Below are 17,658 nucleotides of genomic sequence, written 5' to 3' on the forward strand. Positions count from 1 at the left end.
ATCTTATTAGTTTGTCACTTATCTAGTCCATCGACCCATCCTGGATTTTGTGTCAGGTTGGGGTTGAGTGTCCTATCATCAATAGGAATAGGGTAGAAGTAGTCTCTTTGCGCATTGAAGCCATTTCTCTCTGAATTATGATGAGGGTTGAGATACCCTTTGTCACCACCCGTTAGGAATATCTTCTTGCCGATTTCCAAGGTGACTACCCCCTCCTTTTCCTTGGGCTTACCTTGTTGGCTTGTATATAGGATGGTATCAATGTTTCCATCGCCAGAGAGGTCATACTCTCCAGGACCAGGAAAGTACATGCCGGTGATGGCTTGGTCAATAACGTACCCTGCTTTCCACCGCCTAATATCGTCAAACCTCAGTCCTTCGCGGTGAAGCTCAATAGTCCTCTCTCGGCGGATCTCTAGGATAACGCCCTTATTTGCACCTTCCACATTAGGATATCCTGTAATATCTGAGGTGAGATAGGGATCGGGAATAGCATTGGCATCGGCCATATTTATATTGGGGATTCCTGCACGGTCACGGATCACTTTTACCGTCTTATCCAAGTCCGCTTGCTCCAAAGTGCCTAGCTCTGCTTTTGCCTCTGCATAATTCAGCATCACCTCTGCTAGCCTGAATATGGGTAGGTCTACGTCCGAGGAGCCTGTGCGGTCGTTATTCCCGCTATTGGAGGCTGGATCTTGTACAAACTTAATAGGTTGATAGCCAGTTGGAGCAACGTTGAGATCCGGAGGAAGGATTTCCGATGTATTGATACGGGTATATCCTGGGGTGCGTATACTCTGAGCTAGTCTAGGATCGCGGTTAAGGACTTCTTCATTGAAGGTCATTGTCTCCCAACCGCTTTGATCCGTAAATCGAGACCCATCTTTCATCAGGAATGTATTGACAAATTTACGAGTGATGCCTGGAAGGCCTTGGGAAGGCTGAATGGTAAAGGCTGTGGTATTATTCCTAATACCGAGTGCATAGTCAAACTTAATCGCAAGGATGTACTCCTCTTTATTGGCATCGGGGGTTGCAAATAGCATGAGGTAGTCACGCTCGGGGTGTCCGGTATTATAGATCTTATAAGGACCTTTTTGGATGACCTCCAAGGCAGACTGCTCCGCGAGCTCTAGATAATACTTATAATCGTGCCCAGGTAAATTGATATTGTGGTACTTCCTAAAGGTTCCCTCAAAAAGTGTGACGCGCGACTTAAGTGCTAGAGCCGACCACTTATTCACTCTATAGACACTCTTTTTGGTTGGCAGGTATTTAATGGCATAATCAAGGTCTTCGATGATTTTGGTCATGATAAGCTCTCTCGAGTCTCTCGCTTTGTATAGCCCTTCATTCCCATCTTCCAAAGGCTTATCATACCATGGTACATCACCGAATCTCACCACCTTATCATAATAGAAGAATGCGCGGAAAAACTTAGCAACGGCCGAGTAATGGTTAACGGCCTCTTTATCTTCACACCGATCAATATATTCCAGAAGTGTATTGATGTCTCTGAGTACACCCCAGCTCCACCCTTTACCAGAGGCTGGCACTGTGCGACGGTTACCACCCTCCATCACCTCGCTCAGGATAGATTGTACCATAATATCGCTCTGCTTATCATAGGGGCTCTTATCTAAGATATCATCGTAAAATGGGTTGCTAAAGAGCTCCAACTCTGTTGCATTTTTGAAGTACTCTGGTTCTGTCATTTTATCTTTCGGAGATAGGTCCAGACCCTTACAGCTTGTCAGACCTATTACGAGCGTTAGTACAGTTGCGAGCAATATATCTTTTCGTTTCATACTTACTTCCTATTTATTAGAATTTTATATCGATTCCAATCATATACGTTTTGGGCCAAGGGTAATAGGCATTATTATTGACGGCACTCGACCTATTGAACGCTGCCTCAGGATCAATGTACTGTGTGACCTTTTTTAATGGCGACCAATAGTAGATATTTTCACCGCTAGCATATAGACGTAGGCTCTCTATGCCTACTTTTTCGAGTAGTTTGTGGGGTAATGAATAGCCTATGGTAAGGTTTTTAAGCCTTAGATACCTAGCGTTTAAGAGGTATCTATCATTCACCACGGCCAAGTAACCACCTGTTGCCCCATATGCACGAGGGCGGGGGAAGTAAGAGTCGGGGTTTTCTTCAGTCCATACTTTATCCATAAACCCCTTTGGGAGGTATGATAGATATGGATAACCAAAACCTCCCCAGTAGCTCATCGTCTGGCCATGAGGGTACCAGTAATGATTGCCGGTACCTTGGAAAAAGAGTGATACATCTATGCCACTCCAATTAAAGCTTGAGCTGATACCATAGGATAAGGAGGGGAGAGAGTTGCCCAGTATCTTTCGATCTCCTGGGTGATCCACTGTGTTTTGACCAATACCCCATTGCCCATCACCATCGAGGTCTACAAACTTGACGTCGCCTGCCAGCCACCCGCCAGTCAATCGCCCGCTCCTGTAGCTCAGATCTACTTCCTTAGCATACTGCTTTGCCTCTTCATCTGTCTTGAAAAGCCCATCAGTGACAAATCCCCAGATCTCTCCTAGTCTCATCCCTTCGTAATACTTCTTGGCAAAAGTCTTATTGGGATTGTCGAACTTAGTAATATAGCTGCGGTAGTCACTGAGTGAAAACCCTAGTGAATATCTGAATGGCTTATCGGCAAGCACTAGTTGATCCCGCCAATCGATAGAGATTTCATACCCCTTCGTTTGCATATCTGCAGCATTTGTTTCGGGCGATTTGGCTCCATACACACTTGGCAGTGCCACGCCTTCGGTGAGCATATTGAGCGTATTGCGTAGATAGATATCTGCGTCAATATTTAGCCTATTATTGAGCATCGCTAGGTCAAAGCCAAGATTCCACTGCTGTACAGTCTCCCAAGTCAAGTCGGGTGCGAGAGGGTCTGTAAGCTTTGAGTACTTAGCTTTCAAACCACCCTCCCCAAAGGTATACTCTCTGAGTGTGCCCATTTTTACCAGCCTCAGGTAGGGATAATAGGAGGAGACACTCTGATTACCGAGTGAACCAAATGATAGCCTTAGTTTGAGATTATCCACCCACGATTTAAGGGGTCTAAAAAATGGCTCCTCTGAGACTCTCCAACCAACCGATGCTGAGGGAAAGAAGCCCCATCGCTGACCCTCTTTGAAGCGTGAAGTGCCATCATACCTACTGCTTATCTCAATGAGGTACCGATCCATATAGGAGTAGTTGATTCTCCCGAAAAAGCCCAGTAGAGCGTAATCGACTTGCCCTCCACCTACGCCAGTTTCGGTAATTCCATCCTCATTCATGCCTACGAGGTCAAGGTCATCAAGGTCTATTGATGTGAGGTCATTTCCCCAAGCACTGATATTTTTCCGATAGTAATACTCAGAGTTCATACCAACGACAGCCGAGATGGAATGGACTTCATTAAACTTTTGATCGTAATTGACAAAGACATTGGTGGCGTAGAAGTCAGAGTTGGAGATCGTCTCAGTCAGATTATTCTGCCCTGCGCCTGTATTATACGATTCCAGCTTGTCACCTGGTCGTTGCCTAAACCACATCTCCGAGGAGCGTGCCTTTTTCTGCGACTGATTAAATCGGTAGGTAAAGTCGGCTGTCACAGAGAGTGGCTCAATGGGATGAAATACCAGCCTCGTGGTACTCGTCAAGTTGAGCCCTTTCTCGAGAAGTCTATGAGTATTCTCATTGAGCATAATATGCCGCCCATTTCCTACTTTATAGCTTTGATAGGGAGTGCCGTAGAGCCACGATCCATCTGGATTCTTGAGTGGGTAAACTGCCAAAGCATGCCTAGCACTATAAGCAATTAAATCCTCAATATCTCCATCCCCTATGGATGAGTAAGACGACTTGTAGAATGACGTGTTATTCTCAAGATCTAGCCACTTATTGATTTTTATTCCCACTTTGGACCGAAGCGTATACCTATCAAATATATCAGGATAGGTTCTCTGCATTCCTTCTTGACGGTTGTAATTGCCAGAGATAAAGTAAGATACAGCCTCCGTCCCACCAGAGATACTCACATTATGCTGCTGCACAGGGCGTTTGTCGCGAAATAATAGATGCCACCAATCGTTATTGCCGTAGTAAACCCATTGTTTCTTGCCATCGCGGATCTCCTCAACTACCCAAGGGCGCCCTGGTTGTTCAGTGGTGTCATTGACACGCGCCCAGAGCTCCTCCATATCTTTGTCGGTATACCTTATGTAGTTTTTACCATTATCTGCCTGCCAAAAAGTATTGACGTGGAGTACCGAATAATATCCTCTGCTATCAAAGTCTGTGGAGGTGGTTGGTTCGTCCCAACCAAAGCGGCCACTATACCTCACAGAAGTCTTTTGACTATCCGAGCCCGACTTAGTGCTTACAAGTACTACACCAAAAGCAGCACGGGCACCATATATAGCTGCTGCTGAGGCATCTTTAATGATCGAGATCGTTTTAATGTCGCTAGGATTAAGACGTGCAAGATCTGCCGCTGTCCCTGTGATTCCATCTATCACCACGAGAGGATCAGCTGAGTTGATAGAGTTGACGCCTCTAATATTCAGTGCACCTGAGGAGCCTGGTTTGCCCTTAGAGGTAGTGACATTTAGTCCAGGCACCGCTCCTTGTAGCATATTGGCTACGGAGTGTGAGAGCCTATCCTCCAGATCGTTACTGCTAATGGTAGATACCGCACCGGTTAGGTTAACCTTTTTCTGAGTTCCATACCCGATGACCACCACCTCACCCAAGAGCTGATTATCCTCCCTCAAAACCACATCAATCACGCTCCTACCATTGACCTTCTCCTCTACAGTATGAAAGCCCACAAAAGTAAAAGTCAGTCGGGCGTCACTGGAGACGTTTAGCCTATAGAGACCATCAGCATTGGTCGTGGTCCCTTTCCCTGCACCTTTTTGGGTTACCGTCACCCCTATCAGTGGTTGGTTTTGTTCATCCACCACCTTACCACGCACCTCTATCTCTTGCCCTTGTGCCATACCAAAGGAGGATAGAAGTATGAGCAACACAGGTAATAAATGATGTACCCACGCAGCCCTCATCTCATCATTAATCATCTTCATCTGTACTTCTGTAATCATTCATTTCGCTTAAGACACATGCAGTAGCTAGTGACAGTAAGCGGTTACCACCATTTTAGTTTGTATTTGAAATAACTTGTGCAAAAGTATCATTTCTAAGTAACCATCAGATTGCGCTCCCATTAAGCTACTGCGTCAAACAAATTAAGAAGTAGCAACAACCAATTGGAGGATTATATATAAAAAGCGAGGCATCTTTTGGGAGATGCCTCGCTTCGCAGTTGGTTGTATGTAGGTTGGGATGGCTACTTCTCGAGCCTGCGATTAATGGTGTTGAGGAGTAGCTTGTAGTGGGCTTTGAGGGTAGGGTCGCTGGTGTTTTTTGTGACCTTCTCAAGTAGCTTTCTCACCTTGATGGTATAGTCGAGGGTATAGTCGGTGGTGAGGTTGACTGCCTGTGCCCATAGGTGGTCCACCATACCGTAGTCATTGCCAAATCCGAGGAGTTGGATGGATGTTTCCTCACACTCGGTATGTGGGCATATAGGGCGTAGGTGGGGGTAGTTCTGGGCAAATTGAAGTGCTAGGTCGTCACTACCTTTGAAGCCTACTGGGTAGATGTTATCTAGTGAGTAGGCCATTGCTGCCACTAGGTACCTCACGAATATCTCCTGAAAACGCCGCTCGTAGCTGTTCACTCTTTCGTCTCCACTGAGGGTCTTACGGAATACGTGTTGGTAGACGTCCTCTAGATACTCTAATGGGGAGTAGGAGGTGGGGTCGAAGTAATTGGAGATGGCTAGCTTACTGGTATTGAGCATCGCCATCTTCATGATATCGCCCTCTGCTAGTTCGAAAGGTTTCAAAGCAGCCACTTGTAGGTGTGTTGCTTGTGCCTGCTCCCCTAGCTTGCGGAAGTTGGCTACATTATTGAGTAACCAAAGGGCTGCGGCGCGTTGCTTCTCGCGTGGTAGCACTTGGTATCGGGGTATTCCCGACTGCTCCGAGGACTGGGTGAGTATGACGCCAGGGACAAAGGCAAAGATGTTATTGTAATAGCCGTAGGCCTGTCCTAGGATCTGCTCATAGAGGTCGTTGCGGTGGTCGGCATCGGGGTCGTCTTGGATCCACTCATCGAGGTGGCTGAGGATGTACTGTAGGTTGCGTAGCCCTAGCTCACCTGCCTTTACAGGGTCATCGCTGAGGTCCTCCTCAATCGCTGAGGGGTCTAGGCGAAGTCCCAATTGCTGTGCACCGTACTTATAGAGGCGGTTGCTCTCGTGCTTTGCTACAAACTTTTGCAGTGCTTTGCTCTCCTTGATAAAGTCGCCACCTAGCTCAGGGAACACCTTGTATCCCCACTCAATGGCGTAGTAGTCGTAGACGCCTAAGAAGGGAGGATTGAGGTTGACCCCTTTGTCTTCGGGCTGTGCCACGTAGTTCCAGCGAGCATAGTCCATGATACTGGGGGTGGTACCGTACTTCTTGGTGAATTCGGGAGAGCGGAGTTGCTCTACCGTGTAGGCACTTGAAGCGGCCATATTATGCATCAGTCCAAGGGTATGACCTATCTCGTGTGCGATCACATACTCTAGTGCTTCCATAAATCGGTCGTCGGGAAGCGTTTTGGTGCGTACGGTAGGATCGAGCTGTGCGGTCTGTACAAAGCACCAGTTGTTGAGGGTCTTGATCACATTGCTATAGACCATCACCGAGGCATTGATGATCTCCCCTGTGCGGGGGTCATACCACGATGGACCCATAGCATTCTCAATCCCTACAGGGATGTAGCGGATGCAAGAGTACTTGATATTATCTGGGTCGAACTGTGGGTCGTCCTTTGGGAAGTCCCTTACCTGCACTACATCCTTGAGTCCAATCCGCTCAAAGGCTTTATTCCACCTAAGCACCCCTGCTTTGATAGCGGCACGCCATCGCTCGGGGAAGGTATCCTCTATGTAGTAGACGATTGGTTTCTTTACCTCCGATAGGCCGCCCTGGGCAATGACCTCGGGGTGGAGTGGCTCTACCCTCCAGCGTCGTGCAAAGGTGGCTGGCTCTATCTGACCGCTCTCGGTGTGTAGAATGTTTTTCTCCGTGAGGAAGTAGCCGATACGGGTATCGCTTAGTCGCGGTATCATCGGCTCCTCGGGGAGCTCTACAATGGAGTAGGTGAGGCGATAGGTGACGGGGTAATCCTTGAGGGCGGTACCCCTCTGATTGGCTAGCGATACCATAGCTGAGCGCTCAACGGTAACGACGGCATTATTTTCAAAAGACTTGATCTGATCGATGTAGGATAGTCCCGAATTGGGGCTAGAGGAGAGCCGGTAGGAGCCGACGTTGCTCACCAAGCCGTCAAAGAAACGCTGCTCTTTGAGGAAGAAGTCGGTCACCTCAAAAAGCAAGCTGGTGCTATCCGTTGCATAGCCTACCAACTTAAAGGTGTGGAGAGTGACATTGGTGTAGCTCCCCTTTACCTCCTCCAGGAGGTGCTGGCTGGCTTGGTCGAGCATCAGGTCGTTATTCACCACCTCCATGGTGATGAGGCTATCCTTCTGCACAAATTGGATAGGGATGGGACCATTATTCTTAAAGCCTGGGAGCGCGAGCTGTGGATTGGAAACATCGGTGACGGTAGCGGCCATCAGCATCTCCTTTTGTAGCTGCTCCACGGGTAGTTCAATATAGAGTCTTTGCTCCTTTTGATGTAGCTTTAGGAACTCTCCTTGGCTACTCTTGGGCTTATCCTTTTCAAAGAAACGCTCATAGGGGCTCAGCTTACTATCACGCTCCTTCTCCTCACGTTGTTCCTTAGCAAAGGTACGCTTGGACTTGAGCCACTGCGCCGAGACCTCTGGGCCCCCTAGCAGAAAGAGAAGCATCAATAGGAGGGGGAGCCTAGAGTGCTGTATCATATTACTTTTCATTACTTTCCTTCAAGTGCTTTCTTAGTCTTGAATACCATTACGGAGTAGTGCGCTTTGGCCTCGGGCGACTTTGCCTCTTTCGCTGCGCGCTCTAGCTGAGGGAGTAGCTTCTCTAGGGCAATCATAAAGTGGAGCCCCGACTCGTCGATATCCTCTAGCCGGATCATAGGGTAGGGGCTACGCTGTGGGTCGCCAAAGGAGGTAAGGGTAGGGGTATTTTCCTCCTTGAGTGCAGCAGGAATCATCTTGGTAGGGATCGTGGTGCCACTCACCTCTGCCTTGCCTAGGTTGATAAAGCCACGCTGTAACAAGATCTCGGCGTGCGTGGGGTCGCGATGCTCGCGGATGTTCCGAAAGACCTCTTGGCTCATATCGGCAAACCACTCTGCCTGAGAGTAGCTCCCCGGTACGATGTGAGAGGAGGTGAGCACTCTCATGCGGGTATTGTAGAGGTCGTTGATGAGGAATTCGAAGAGCTGGTCGTAGTAGCTAATGCGGATATTGCTCATGCGCTCTAGATCTTGATTGCCGTAGCTCTTAAATTCCTTGATCCTATCTACGCACCAGCGGAGAGAGTTTCGCTGTACCTCTTTGGAGAGCACGGTGTAGAGTGGGGTCTCCTTGGTGGGCTTTGCAGGATTAACCTGTATGCCACCGATCTGATGCATCACGTTTTTGAGGAGCTGATGAAATTGCTGTGCTATCACTAGGTCTAGGGCATCCTTCTTTCGGCTATCCTCATCATCTTTGATCCATGCAGGGAAGTTGTGAGAGATCTGCTGAAGGTTTTTAATCGCCAAGGTGCTGCTCTCGATCGGGTCGTCGCCAAGGTCATTGGCAATCACCCGTGGGTCAAAGGCATAGCTCTGCTCTGGGAGGTACTGGTAGATACGCTCTTGGCTCTTCTTATCGACCATTGCTTGGAGCACTTCGGAATCTTTATTGGTATCGCCATGGTGCTCGGGGAAGTAGCGATATAACCACTCCACTACATACTTATCATAAGGACCTACCTGTGGGAGGACAAAGGGAACCCGATCCTCGGGCTGAGCTACGTAATTGAGCCTTACGTAGTCCATAATACTGGGTGAGATACCGTGCTTAGCAACAAATGCAGGGTCTCGTAGGTCTTTGGTGCGATAGGCACTAGAGGCAAGCATATTGTGCTGCAGCCCTAGTATATGCCCTATTTCATGGGCAATTACCATGGTGAGCATGGCATCACGACGCTCTTTTGGAAGGGGGGTATTACGAATGGAAGGATCTACCAATGCCGATTGCGTAAAGTACCACTTGTAGAATAGCTTCTCGATATTATTGGAGACAAGAAGGCTCGAAGCAATGATCTCGCCCGTACGAGGATCCACCCACGAAGGGGCATAAATCTCTTCATCTCCATTGGGGATATATCGGATGCAGGAGTACTTAAGGTTGTCGGGATCAAAGTCGGGTACATCAGTCGGGTAGTCTACCACGCGAAGGGCATCCTTGAAGCCTGCCTGTGCCAGTGCCCCTTGCCATTGTAGCACCCCCTGTCGGATCGGTTCTTTCCAATCTTCGGGGAAGGTGGGGTCTAGGTAGAGTACGATTGGCTCTATCGGAGCTACTAACTCGCCACGCTGATAGGCCTCTAGGTCGCGGGGAATCAGGCGATACCTATTGGCGAGGTAGAGGCTTGAGGACTTATCGAGGTCGGGGCGGAACTGTAGTTTGGTAGTGGTGTAGGTGCCTACGCGTGTATCGGCAACCCTTACCGGCATGGCCTCTTTGGGAAGCTTAATGAGGGTAAAGGTGGCCTCTACAGTGGTGGGCATATCACTTGCCACAGAGACCATTCCCAGCATGGTGGCAGAGAGCTTGTAATTGAGCTCCACGCGCACTTGGACGTTATCCTCAAAGGAGCTCAGTGATTTGATAAAAGACATAGAGCTCTCGGGGGTAGCGGAAAGGGTAAATTCGCCTGAATGCTTGGGGATGACGCTGACCAGCTTATTCTCCCGAGCTAGTAGATTGGTGGCATCGATGAGAAAAGCACTTGAGTCGGGGGCGTATGCCTCAATCGGGAAAGCCTGTACGTAGGGGTCACGATAACTGATAGAGAGCGCCTTCTTTAGTTGTTCGTCGGCTCCATCATCATAGACGATGGTATTGGCTTTCTTGACTACTACGGTGCTATCTCTTAGCTCAAAGCTCATCAAGAGCGGCTCCTCGCTCTTCATGCCTAGTGTGAGGATGGTGCCGTCTGAGACACTCGATAGGGCGGCACCGAGGAGTAGCTCACTCCCTAGCTCCGACTTGGGGATCTCTAGGTAGAGCTTTCCATCTTTTTTGTATAGTCCAAGGAAGCCATCAACCGCTTTCTCTACCTTGGCATCCTTAAATACTTTGGCGTACTTCTCCTCCTTGCGCTTCTTCCCACCAGCAGACACTTCAGTGGGATTGCCCCACAGAAGTGCTACTGATAGAAGAAGAGCCGTAAGGACTCTTATCTCCTTTGTCATTACTCTTTACTCTGCGTTTGTTTTGTAATTATAGATTGGTTGGGTTGTCCTCTCTGAGTGCTATCTTCACGATCTTGACCTGAAGGTCGGTCCACTCCATATCTACCTGGTGATTCTCAAGGTCGATCCGCTGAATCGTAGACTTAGAGCCATCGGTAAGGGCTATATAGAGATACTTACTCTCTTTATCTACCTTCATATCCACCACCTTTTGCCCGGCAGGGGTCTTGAGGAGTGGTGAGCCTTGGTAATTGCCTTCCGATACGATGCTGTACCCATAGATATCTTTCCCCTCAGGGTCGGTATAATAAATCAGGTTGCGTAGTGAGGCAGCCACAAGGATACTTCCTTTAGCTAGCTTGGCATTTGCAGGTACCATTCCAGAGTAGGTGAGCTCCTTGTCGTGGTTATACTTCTTACCCGCCTTATACAGACCCGGCTTGAGCTTTAGCTCCTTAATAGAACTGTCGCTCTTTGAGCGGAGGTAAAGGACCATCTGCTGCGATTGGTCGAGCGACAGCATCTCTAGTAGCTCATAACCCTTGGTCTCATCCTTGAACCACACCTCAGCCTTTTTGTGTTTAGCTAGGAGGACTTCATTTTGATTGTCGTATACTAGATAACCATCGGTAGAAGCCTCACCCACCTTTCTCCAATAAAGTAGTCTTGGAGCGAGATAAGGCTCTTGTCCAAACTCTTTCTTGGTTAATGGGGTCAGCACTTTTCGATAGTCTTGATTATTAACGGAAAGAAGTACCGCATCCATAATGCCAAAGCGCCCATTGTAGAAAAAAGGACCTAGCTTATCATTAGGGTCGCCCATTAAGCCTACCACGTTGGTGGAGAGCTTCAGTGGCTTTAAAAACCTCATCTCGTCGGGGCTGAAGCTATATAGATTCTTGCCGGCGGCGAGGAGGAAGCCTTTGTAGCCATACTTCTCATTGGCATAAAAGGCAAGGTCGTGAGGCTCTCCCTCGAAGGTCACCTTGGGATTTTTGAGAGCCAGTGAGTTGAGGTCGATATCCTCTTTGGGCTGAAGCGGGTCAATATACCCTACTTTTGCTTCTGAAGCATCACCCCAAAGGAAGTAAATCCCCTTGCGGTACCGGTACTGTACATCGATTTGGCTCGTGAAGAAGAGTGTAGTCTCTCCATTGGTTACCTTAAGGCGTACAGGGAAGATGCCGAATTCATTGCAGGGATATACCAGGTCTTTCTCCTTTGAGACCTCTTTGTAATTGACTTCCCATGAGTAGGTCAGTGGCTTCTCAACCCCCTTCATCTCTATCTCTGGGCAAGGGATTGTCAGGGGTAGACCCTGAGCTCTTCGGTAGATCTCTTGTAGCTCTCCTTTGGGAACAAGCTCCGTGATGGCCACGTCTGCTTCGGTGCTGTGATCCTTAAAGCATGAGGAGAGTGCTAGCATAGTAGCTAGGGCGATTAAAATATATCTTTTGCTCATATCGTTGACTGTTTATTCTACAAATGTTAGGTAGGCAGATGGATCTGGAATGGGAGGAACCTCTAGCTCGGGGTGAGCTAGGAAGTAATCGCGTACATTCTTGATGTTGAGCATCCACTCGGCAAACTTTGCACCAAAGTTCTCGTCGGCCCAAAACTTATTCTCATCGTGGTCATAAGCCTCTAATAGCTTGATGTACTTGAGTGTGTGATAGTCTCCAAGGTAATATGGTCCCAAGTAGATCCAGGGGGAAGGGATAGCTAAGTAGTTATTGAAGGTGATGGTGTATTGGTTTTGCTTTTCAAAGGCAACCTGTAGATCCGTGGTTCCCTCTAACTTAATAGTAAGCTGTACGGGCTCTTCGACTTCGGCAGATAGTTCACTACGAAGTAGCTCGATACGGAGGGTATCGGTGTACTCACCAGCTCTAAATTGGTAGCTCTCCTTGAGTGGGGTGAAGTGCTTGCCAGCCTCTGCAGTGGTCTTATCTTTTACGATGGTGACCTTGTAGCTACGAGCCTGCTCCGACTTATCCCCAAGTACACGGAGAGGTATTTTCACCTCGTGAGATTGCTCCTCTAGCGGATTAGGGCCAAAGGAGTAATTGATGAGGGTATCTGCTTTGGTCTGTTGGTCAAAGTATATTTTGCCCTCACCATGGTACGCACCGTCGGTGGATATCCCTAGCTCATCGGTCTTTTGTGACAAGGGAGTGGTGCAACCACCTAGTAGTAGGCCCCCTGTGGCACCGATGATTAGTAGTGACTTATATAATGTACTTTTCATATGCTTATATTTACTTGCTTACGTTACCAAACTCCTTTTCGTTCTCTGGCCATGGAAGTACAAAGATCTCCTCTGATGGCTCAAAACTCTGATTGCTACTAGTGTGATCTAAGATAGGTAGGTTGTAGAGCTTATAGGCAAAGAAGATCTGTCCTTCGCCTGGCATCTCACGCATCCGCTCCCGTAGCATCTCCTGGATATAGTTTTCCTTGGTATCCAAAGAGTTGTCTGTAATGGGCTCTAACCCACGGCTAGCACGTACCTCATTAAGTAGCTTGATGGACTCTTCCTTATTGGTGTCATATAGACTCTCCGAGAGGATGTAGTACATCTCAGGCAGACGTATCAGAGGGATGCCCCTGAAGGTCTTTTGAGTCAATTCGTTTTCAGACTCTATAAGTCGGGTATAGACAAAGGTGCCTCTGCTCTCCTCCTTGTAGAAGGCTGCATAACGATGATCGGTATTGGTGGCGGTAAACTTATCGGTCTCGTAGAGAGCCTTAAGGTCTTTACGCGCCTCGGTAAAGTTGCCCGACTGAGGGTTGGTGAGGAATAGGTCGTAGATATTCTGTGCCTGCTTATCGGCATAGATACCAAAGAGTATCTCCCCTGTGCCTGGGAAGTTCTTGATATTCTTAAACTCATTGGGCTTGGTCAGAGCTAGCCCTTTCACCTCCTCTGATTCGCTATTACCTTTCACATCGGCATTAATGACCTTTCGGGCATACTCAGCGGCCTTGGTCTTGTCGCCCATAGTGTAGTAGACACGTGCCTTCAATGCCATCACAGCATACTTATTCAGCTCCGAATAGCGCTCATCATAATAGGGGTCTTTCGATAGACCGAGTGGTGCATTGAGGGTATTATCCTTCTGCAAAAGGGTCTCCGCTTTGTCGAGGTCGGCAAGGATATTCTTGTAGACCCCTTCGATATCAAAGAGTTCCTTATTATTTTGGTCAGCCTCAAAGGCGTAGGGGATACCACTCTTGCCACTGCGGTCGGCATACCTTACGCAGAATAGGCGGACAAGATCAAAGTGAAGGAAGGCACGCAGTGCATAGGCTTCACCCTTGATGATATCCATAGTTTCACCTGTGAGGTCGGTCGTCTCGGCATGCTTGATAATCAGATTGACCGCGGCGATAGTGGAATATTGCGAAGCCCATATATTATCTATGATAGGGCGGACATTAAGGTTAGTGTACTCATACTTGGTGATCTCGTTGTCGAGATTGGCGGTGTTGATGTACTTAAACATCTGACCTAACTTGTCCACAAATCCATAGGAGAGGTTCTCACCATAGAGTGCCTGATCACCCATCAATGCATAAACTCCATAGAGGGCATCTTTGAATCCTTGCTCGTCGCTAAACTGTACATCCTCTGGCAAAGTTCCCTTGGGTTGGACGTCGAGAAACTTATTGCAGCTCACAAGGCTACCAGAAAGTAGTAGCAGAGTGGTGACGAATAGGTATATATTATTCTTTTTCATCATTCGATCCTAACTTCATTAAAGGGTAAAACGTATGGTCATCTCCACCGACCTAGCATAAGGGTACGATAGTCCACGCTCCTGCTTGATGCTAGAGTAGTGGAAAATATCATTCGCCATCAGCTCGAGGCGTAGATTGCGGATATTGAAGTACTTAAGGTCAATAGGCTTAAAGTCGTAAGCCAGTGAGAGCGTACTGAGCTCTAGGAAGTTGTGTACCGACACAAAGCGAGTGGTCTGCATAGGTACCGTAGAGTCAGCAATATCTTTGTACGAAGCCTTATCGCCAGGCTTTGTCCAGCGGTCGTTGAAGACACGCTCATCGGCATTCTTCTTAGGGTCGGCTCCCTCTACTCGGCTAGCGAGAGTGGTATTGTAGTCCATAGCTCCTAGCTGGTACCTCAGACCTGCAGTGAGTGAGAAACCTTTGTAGGTGAGGTAAGAGCTCATCATACCCGATACCACAGGGCTGGTGTCACCCACAGTGATCTTATCCCTTGGGTCATAATCAAAGGTGAGTGAACCATCTCGCTTGATGTAGATCTCCTTACCTGTAGCAGGATCAATACCGGCCGAAGGTACCACCTTTAGTGTAGATAGCGACTCACCCTCCACGTAGATAGGCAGTGGCTTGCCAGCCTCATTCTTCTCCATATTCTTCTCGTTTTGAGCCTTCAGTGCATTACTGATCTTGCGGATCTTATTGCGGTTGTGCGAAGCGGTTAGAGAAAGGGTCCAGTTCCAATCCTTAGTACGGATAGGCACCACTCTAGTGCTGAGCTCGATACCCTTATTCTCTATCTCGCCCACGTTTTGCTTAGCCGTCTGCACACCTACTGATGGGGCTTTCGTCACATCTAGAAGTAGGTTGTCGGTGATCTTCCAGTAAAGGTCGAGCGACATATCCCAGCGACCGTTGAAGATATTAAGGTCTAGTCCGAGGTTATTATTCATGGTCCGCTCCCACTTCAGATCGGGGTTACCAATCGTGATAGGCACCGAGCCAGCTCCCTTTACATAGGTAAATCGCTCACCATACTGGTAGGTAGTAAGGGCTTGGTAGGGCGAGAAGGAAACATTTCCAAGATACCCTGTACTTACTCTTAGCTTCAGAAGGTCCACATTCACCCCCTCCATAAAGGGCTCCTTGTGGATATTCCAGCCCGCGCCTGCCGACCAGAATGGGGCGAAGCGGGTGTTCTTACCAAAGAGCGAGGATCCCTCATAGCGGTAGATAAAGTCAAGGAAGTAGCGCTCCTTGTAGATCGTATTGAGGTTGACAAAGAAGCCCACACCCGTCACGATCTCATCACTACTCACTGGGCGGCTACCGGCACTATATCCCGAGGAGAAGCCTGGGTCGGCTAGCTTCTCAGAGAAGTAACCGATAGAGGAGTAGCTCGATAGTTGAGAGGAGCGATACTCGATGTTACTACCGCCCATCACGCTGAGGAAGAGGTCGTCAATCACATTCTTATTGTACGAAAGCAGTAGCTTCGCTGCAAAGTCGGTAGAGCGTCGGAAAGTCTCTGAGAGCCTACCCCTTTGGCTTAAGTTTTTAGTAGTAGCAAATTCGCCCGATCGTGGGGAGACGAACCTTAGGCTATTAGAGCGCCCTCTTTGGAAAGTCGCATCACCATCAATTCGAAAGTCGCCAAGCCACACACGTAGAGTTGTGGTATTGAAAAAGTCGAAGTTGCTAGAGTTGCTCTTATTCCCCACCGACGCCTCGTAGAGAGGGTTGCGGAGATTATGATTCAGGAGCTGACGCAATTCGCCAGTCTGATCGTAAGGACTATCATAGGGGTTGGCATTCACGAAACTGGTAAAGTCACCATAAGGCGAATCATAGCTATTCACAAAGCTCACACGAGCTAGATTAGAGATGAAAAATAGATTCTCACGACTGTAGGAGAGGTTAAAGGTAAAGTTAAGACGATCTCTACCAGAGCCTTTCATCACACCGGCGTCCTTACCATAGCGAAGCCCAAGGCTGTAGCGAGCGTAATCGTCACCTCCATCCACATTGATATTGTGGTTTTGAGAAACTCCCACTCTCAGTGGCTTTGCGAGCCAGTCGGTATCCACTCCTCTAGCCACTTCTGTAGCAAGAGCTGCATACTTCTTATCCAACTCATATCGGTGCTGAGGGTTTGCATCATTGTAGAGCCCTGCCAGTCTTTCGTACTCTAGCTTTTGCGATGCATTGAGAAGGTGATAGTCCGAAAGGTCGGGGAAAGAGGTACGTATCGTTCCATTGTAGCGGAGCTTCAGCTTACCACCCTCCAGTGCTCTCGTGGTGATCACAATCACTCCAGCCGAGCCCTTAGCACCGTATAGTGCTGTAGCGGAGGCGTCACGAAGTACCGTCACACTCTCCACCTCGTTCATATCCATATCAAAGACAAATTCGCTCGAGACGATAGAACCATCCACCACAAAGACCGGCATATTGGCCTTTCCCTCAAAGGTGGCACGACCACGGATGTTGATCTCCTGCTGTGCGTTAGGGTTAGATCCCATAGCACTATTCTCCATCGTCACCATACCAGGGACAAATGCCTCAAGGCTCTGCAGAATGTTCTTGGTGCCGATGCTCATGATCTGCTTCTTATCCACAGTTGTCTGCGAACCTGTAAAGCTGCTCTTATTCTTAGTCATGTAACCAGTCACCACCACTTCGTCAAGGAGATCCACATCCTCCTCCAACTGAATGGTGACCTCAGCGCCAGCTTTTACCTCTTGCTCTACGGTCTTAAAGCCCACGAACGAAAAGGTCATGATTACTCGTTCCTTGGTTACAGGGATCTCAAACCTACCAGAGGCATTAGTGCCCCAAGCGCCCTTCATCCCTTTGATGCGGATTCCGACGCCAGGGAGAGGCTCGCCTAGGTCGTCCAAAACCACTCCCTTAACCACTTTCTTACCATCGCTCTGAAGCTCGGTTAGCTCCTCTGAAGTGGGGAGCACTGACCTACTAGCGTGTAGAGAAATAGGTAGCAATAGGAGTAGCAGACCCACTGAGAGTAGGCCCATTAGCTCACGTGGAGCATTCCATTTTGTCATTCTATTCATGTTTTAATTCTGAGTGGGTGATATGTGAATATCTTAATATTGGGTTGACCCTTCTCAATGTGGCTATATTGAAAACCTACAGTGAGTTGGGAAATAATTTTACAAATATAAGAAAATTAATGCCCGATGTCAACTATTAGGTCAGAGTTAACGCATTAGAAAGGTCTTACCGATTGGTCTTCATAGACGTGTTTATGGATAAGGAGGATGCAGGGGTTACGCATTAGAAGTGTTTGTGTGGTATTCATTGGAGTGTCTATGGGTAAAGGACCTCTGCGAGGTCCTTTCCTCCGACCTGTCCGACTCGTCAGACCTGTCCGACTTGTCTGACTC

At 48.2% G+C, this 17,658-nt stretch carries 8 protein-coding genes; all 8 read right to left on the minus strand.

The features are described from left to right. Positions 1 to 14: 14 nt before the first annotated feature. Positions 15 to 1,811, minus strand: coding sequence for a RagB/SusD family nutrient uptake outer membrane protein (locus tag MWL85_RS10785; protein WP_244400714.1), 1,797 nt, complete (start codon positions 1,809 to 1,811; stop codon positions 15 to 17). Between the two features lie 16 nt (positions 1,812 to 1,827). Further along, entirely contained in the window at positions 1,828 to 5,139 is a 3,312-nt protein-coding gene (locus MWL85_RS10790; RefSeq protein ID WP_244400715.1) for a SusC/RagA family TonB-linked outer membrane protein, read from the minus strand. 245 nt (positions 5,140 to 5,384) lie between these two features. Then, a complete protein-coding gene (locus tag MWL85_RS10795) occupies positions 5,385 to 8,009 on the minus strand; it encodes a zinc-dependent metalloprotease (RefSeq protein ID WP_244400716.1) in 2,625 nt (874 codons plus the stop codon). Next, a complete protein-coding gene (locus tag MWL85_RS10800) occupies positions 8,009 to 10,510 on the minus strand; it encodes a zinc-dependent metalloprotease (RefSeq protein ID WP_244400717.1) in 2,502 nt (833 codons plus the stop codon). The genes MWL85_RS10795 and MWL85_RS10800 overlap by 1 nt, the downstream gene beginning before the upstream one ends. A gap of 28 nt (positions 10,511 to 10,538) precedes the next feature. Beyond that, positions 10,539 to 11,972 carry a hypothetical protein gene (locus tag MWL85_RS10805; protein WP_244400718.1) on the minus strand — a complete coding sequence of 478 codons (1,434 nt, stop codon included), beginning with the start codon at positions 11,970 to 11,972 and terminating at the stop codon, positions 10,539 to 10,541. A gap of 12 nt (positions 11,973 to 11,984) precedes the next feature. Then, a complete protein-coding gene (locus tag MWL85_RS10810) occupies positions 11,985 to 12,758 on the minus strand; it encodes a DUF4843 domain-containing protein (protein ID WP_244400719.1) in 774 nt (257 codons plus the stop codon). A 10-nt stretch (positions 12,759 to 12,768) separates the two neighbouring features. Beyond that, entirely contained in the window at positions 12,769 to 14,253 is a 1,485-nt protein-coding gene (locus MWL85_RS10815) for a RagB/SusD family nutrient uptake outer membrane protein (RefSeq protein WP_244400720.1), read from the minus strand. Positions 14,254 to 14,268: 15 nt separating this feature from the next. Next, the gene (locus MWL85_RS10820; protein WP_018028429.1) at positions 14,269 to 17,325 is read right to left on the minus strand and encodes a SusC/RagA family TonB-linked outer membrane protein; all 3,057 of its coding nucleotides are present in this window, start codon (positions 17,323 to 17,325) and stop codon (positions 14,269 to 14,271) included. Positions 17,326 to 17,658 lie beyond the last annotated feature (333 nt).

Origin of the sequence: Porphyromonas somerae (assembly GCF_022845615.1) — a bacterium.
GTDB lineage: Bacteria > Bacteroidota > Bacteroidia > Bacteroidales > Porphyromonadaceae > Porphyromonas_A > Porphyromonas_A somerae.

What these genes read in the sequence shown, in the direction of transcription:
- MWL85_RS10815 (WP_244400720.1), bottom strand. Translation starts at nt 14,253, where the DNA reads ATGATGAAAAAGAATAATATATACCTATTCGTCACCACTCTGCTACTA.
- MWL85_RS10820 (WP_018028429.1), bottom strand. Translation starts at nt 17,325, where the DNA reads ATGAATAGAATGACAAAATGGAATGCTCCACGTGAGCTAATGGGCCTA.
- MWL85_RS10805 (WP_244400718.1), bottom strand. Translation starts at nt 11,972, where the DNA reads ATGAGCAAAAGATATATTTTAATCGCCCTAGCTACTATGCTAGCACTC.
- MWL85_RS10790 (WP_244400715.1), bottom strand. Translation starts at nt 5,139, where the DNA reads ATGATTACAGAAGTACAGATGAAGATGATTAATGATGAGATGAGGGCT.
- MWL85_RS10785 (WP_244400714.1), bottom strand. Translation starts at nt 1,811, where the DNA reads ATGAAACGAAAAGATATATTGCTCGCAACTGTACTAACGCTCGTAATA.
- MWL85_RS10800 (WP_244400717.1), bottom strand. Translation starts at nt 10,510, where the DNA reads ATGACAAAGGAGATAAGAGTCCTTACGGCTCTTCTTCTATCAGTAGCA.
- MWL85_RS10810 (WP_244400719.1), bottom strand. Translation starts at nt 12,758, where the DNA reads ATGAAAAGTACATTATATAAGTCACTACTAATCATCGGTGCCACAGGG.
- MWL85_RS10795 (WP_244400716.1), bottom strand. Translation starts at nt 8,009, where the DNA reads ATGAAAAGTAATATGATACAGCACTCTAGGCTCCCCCTCCTATTGATG.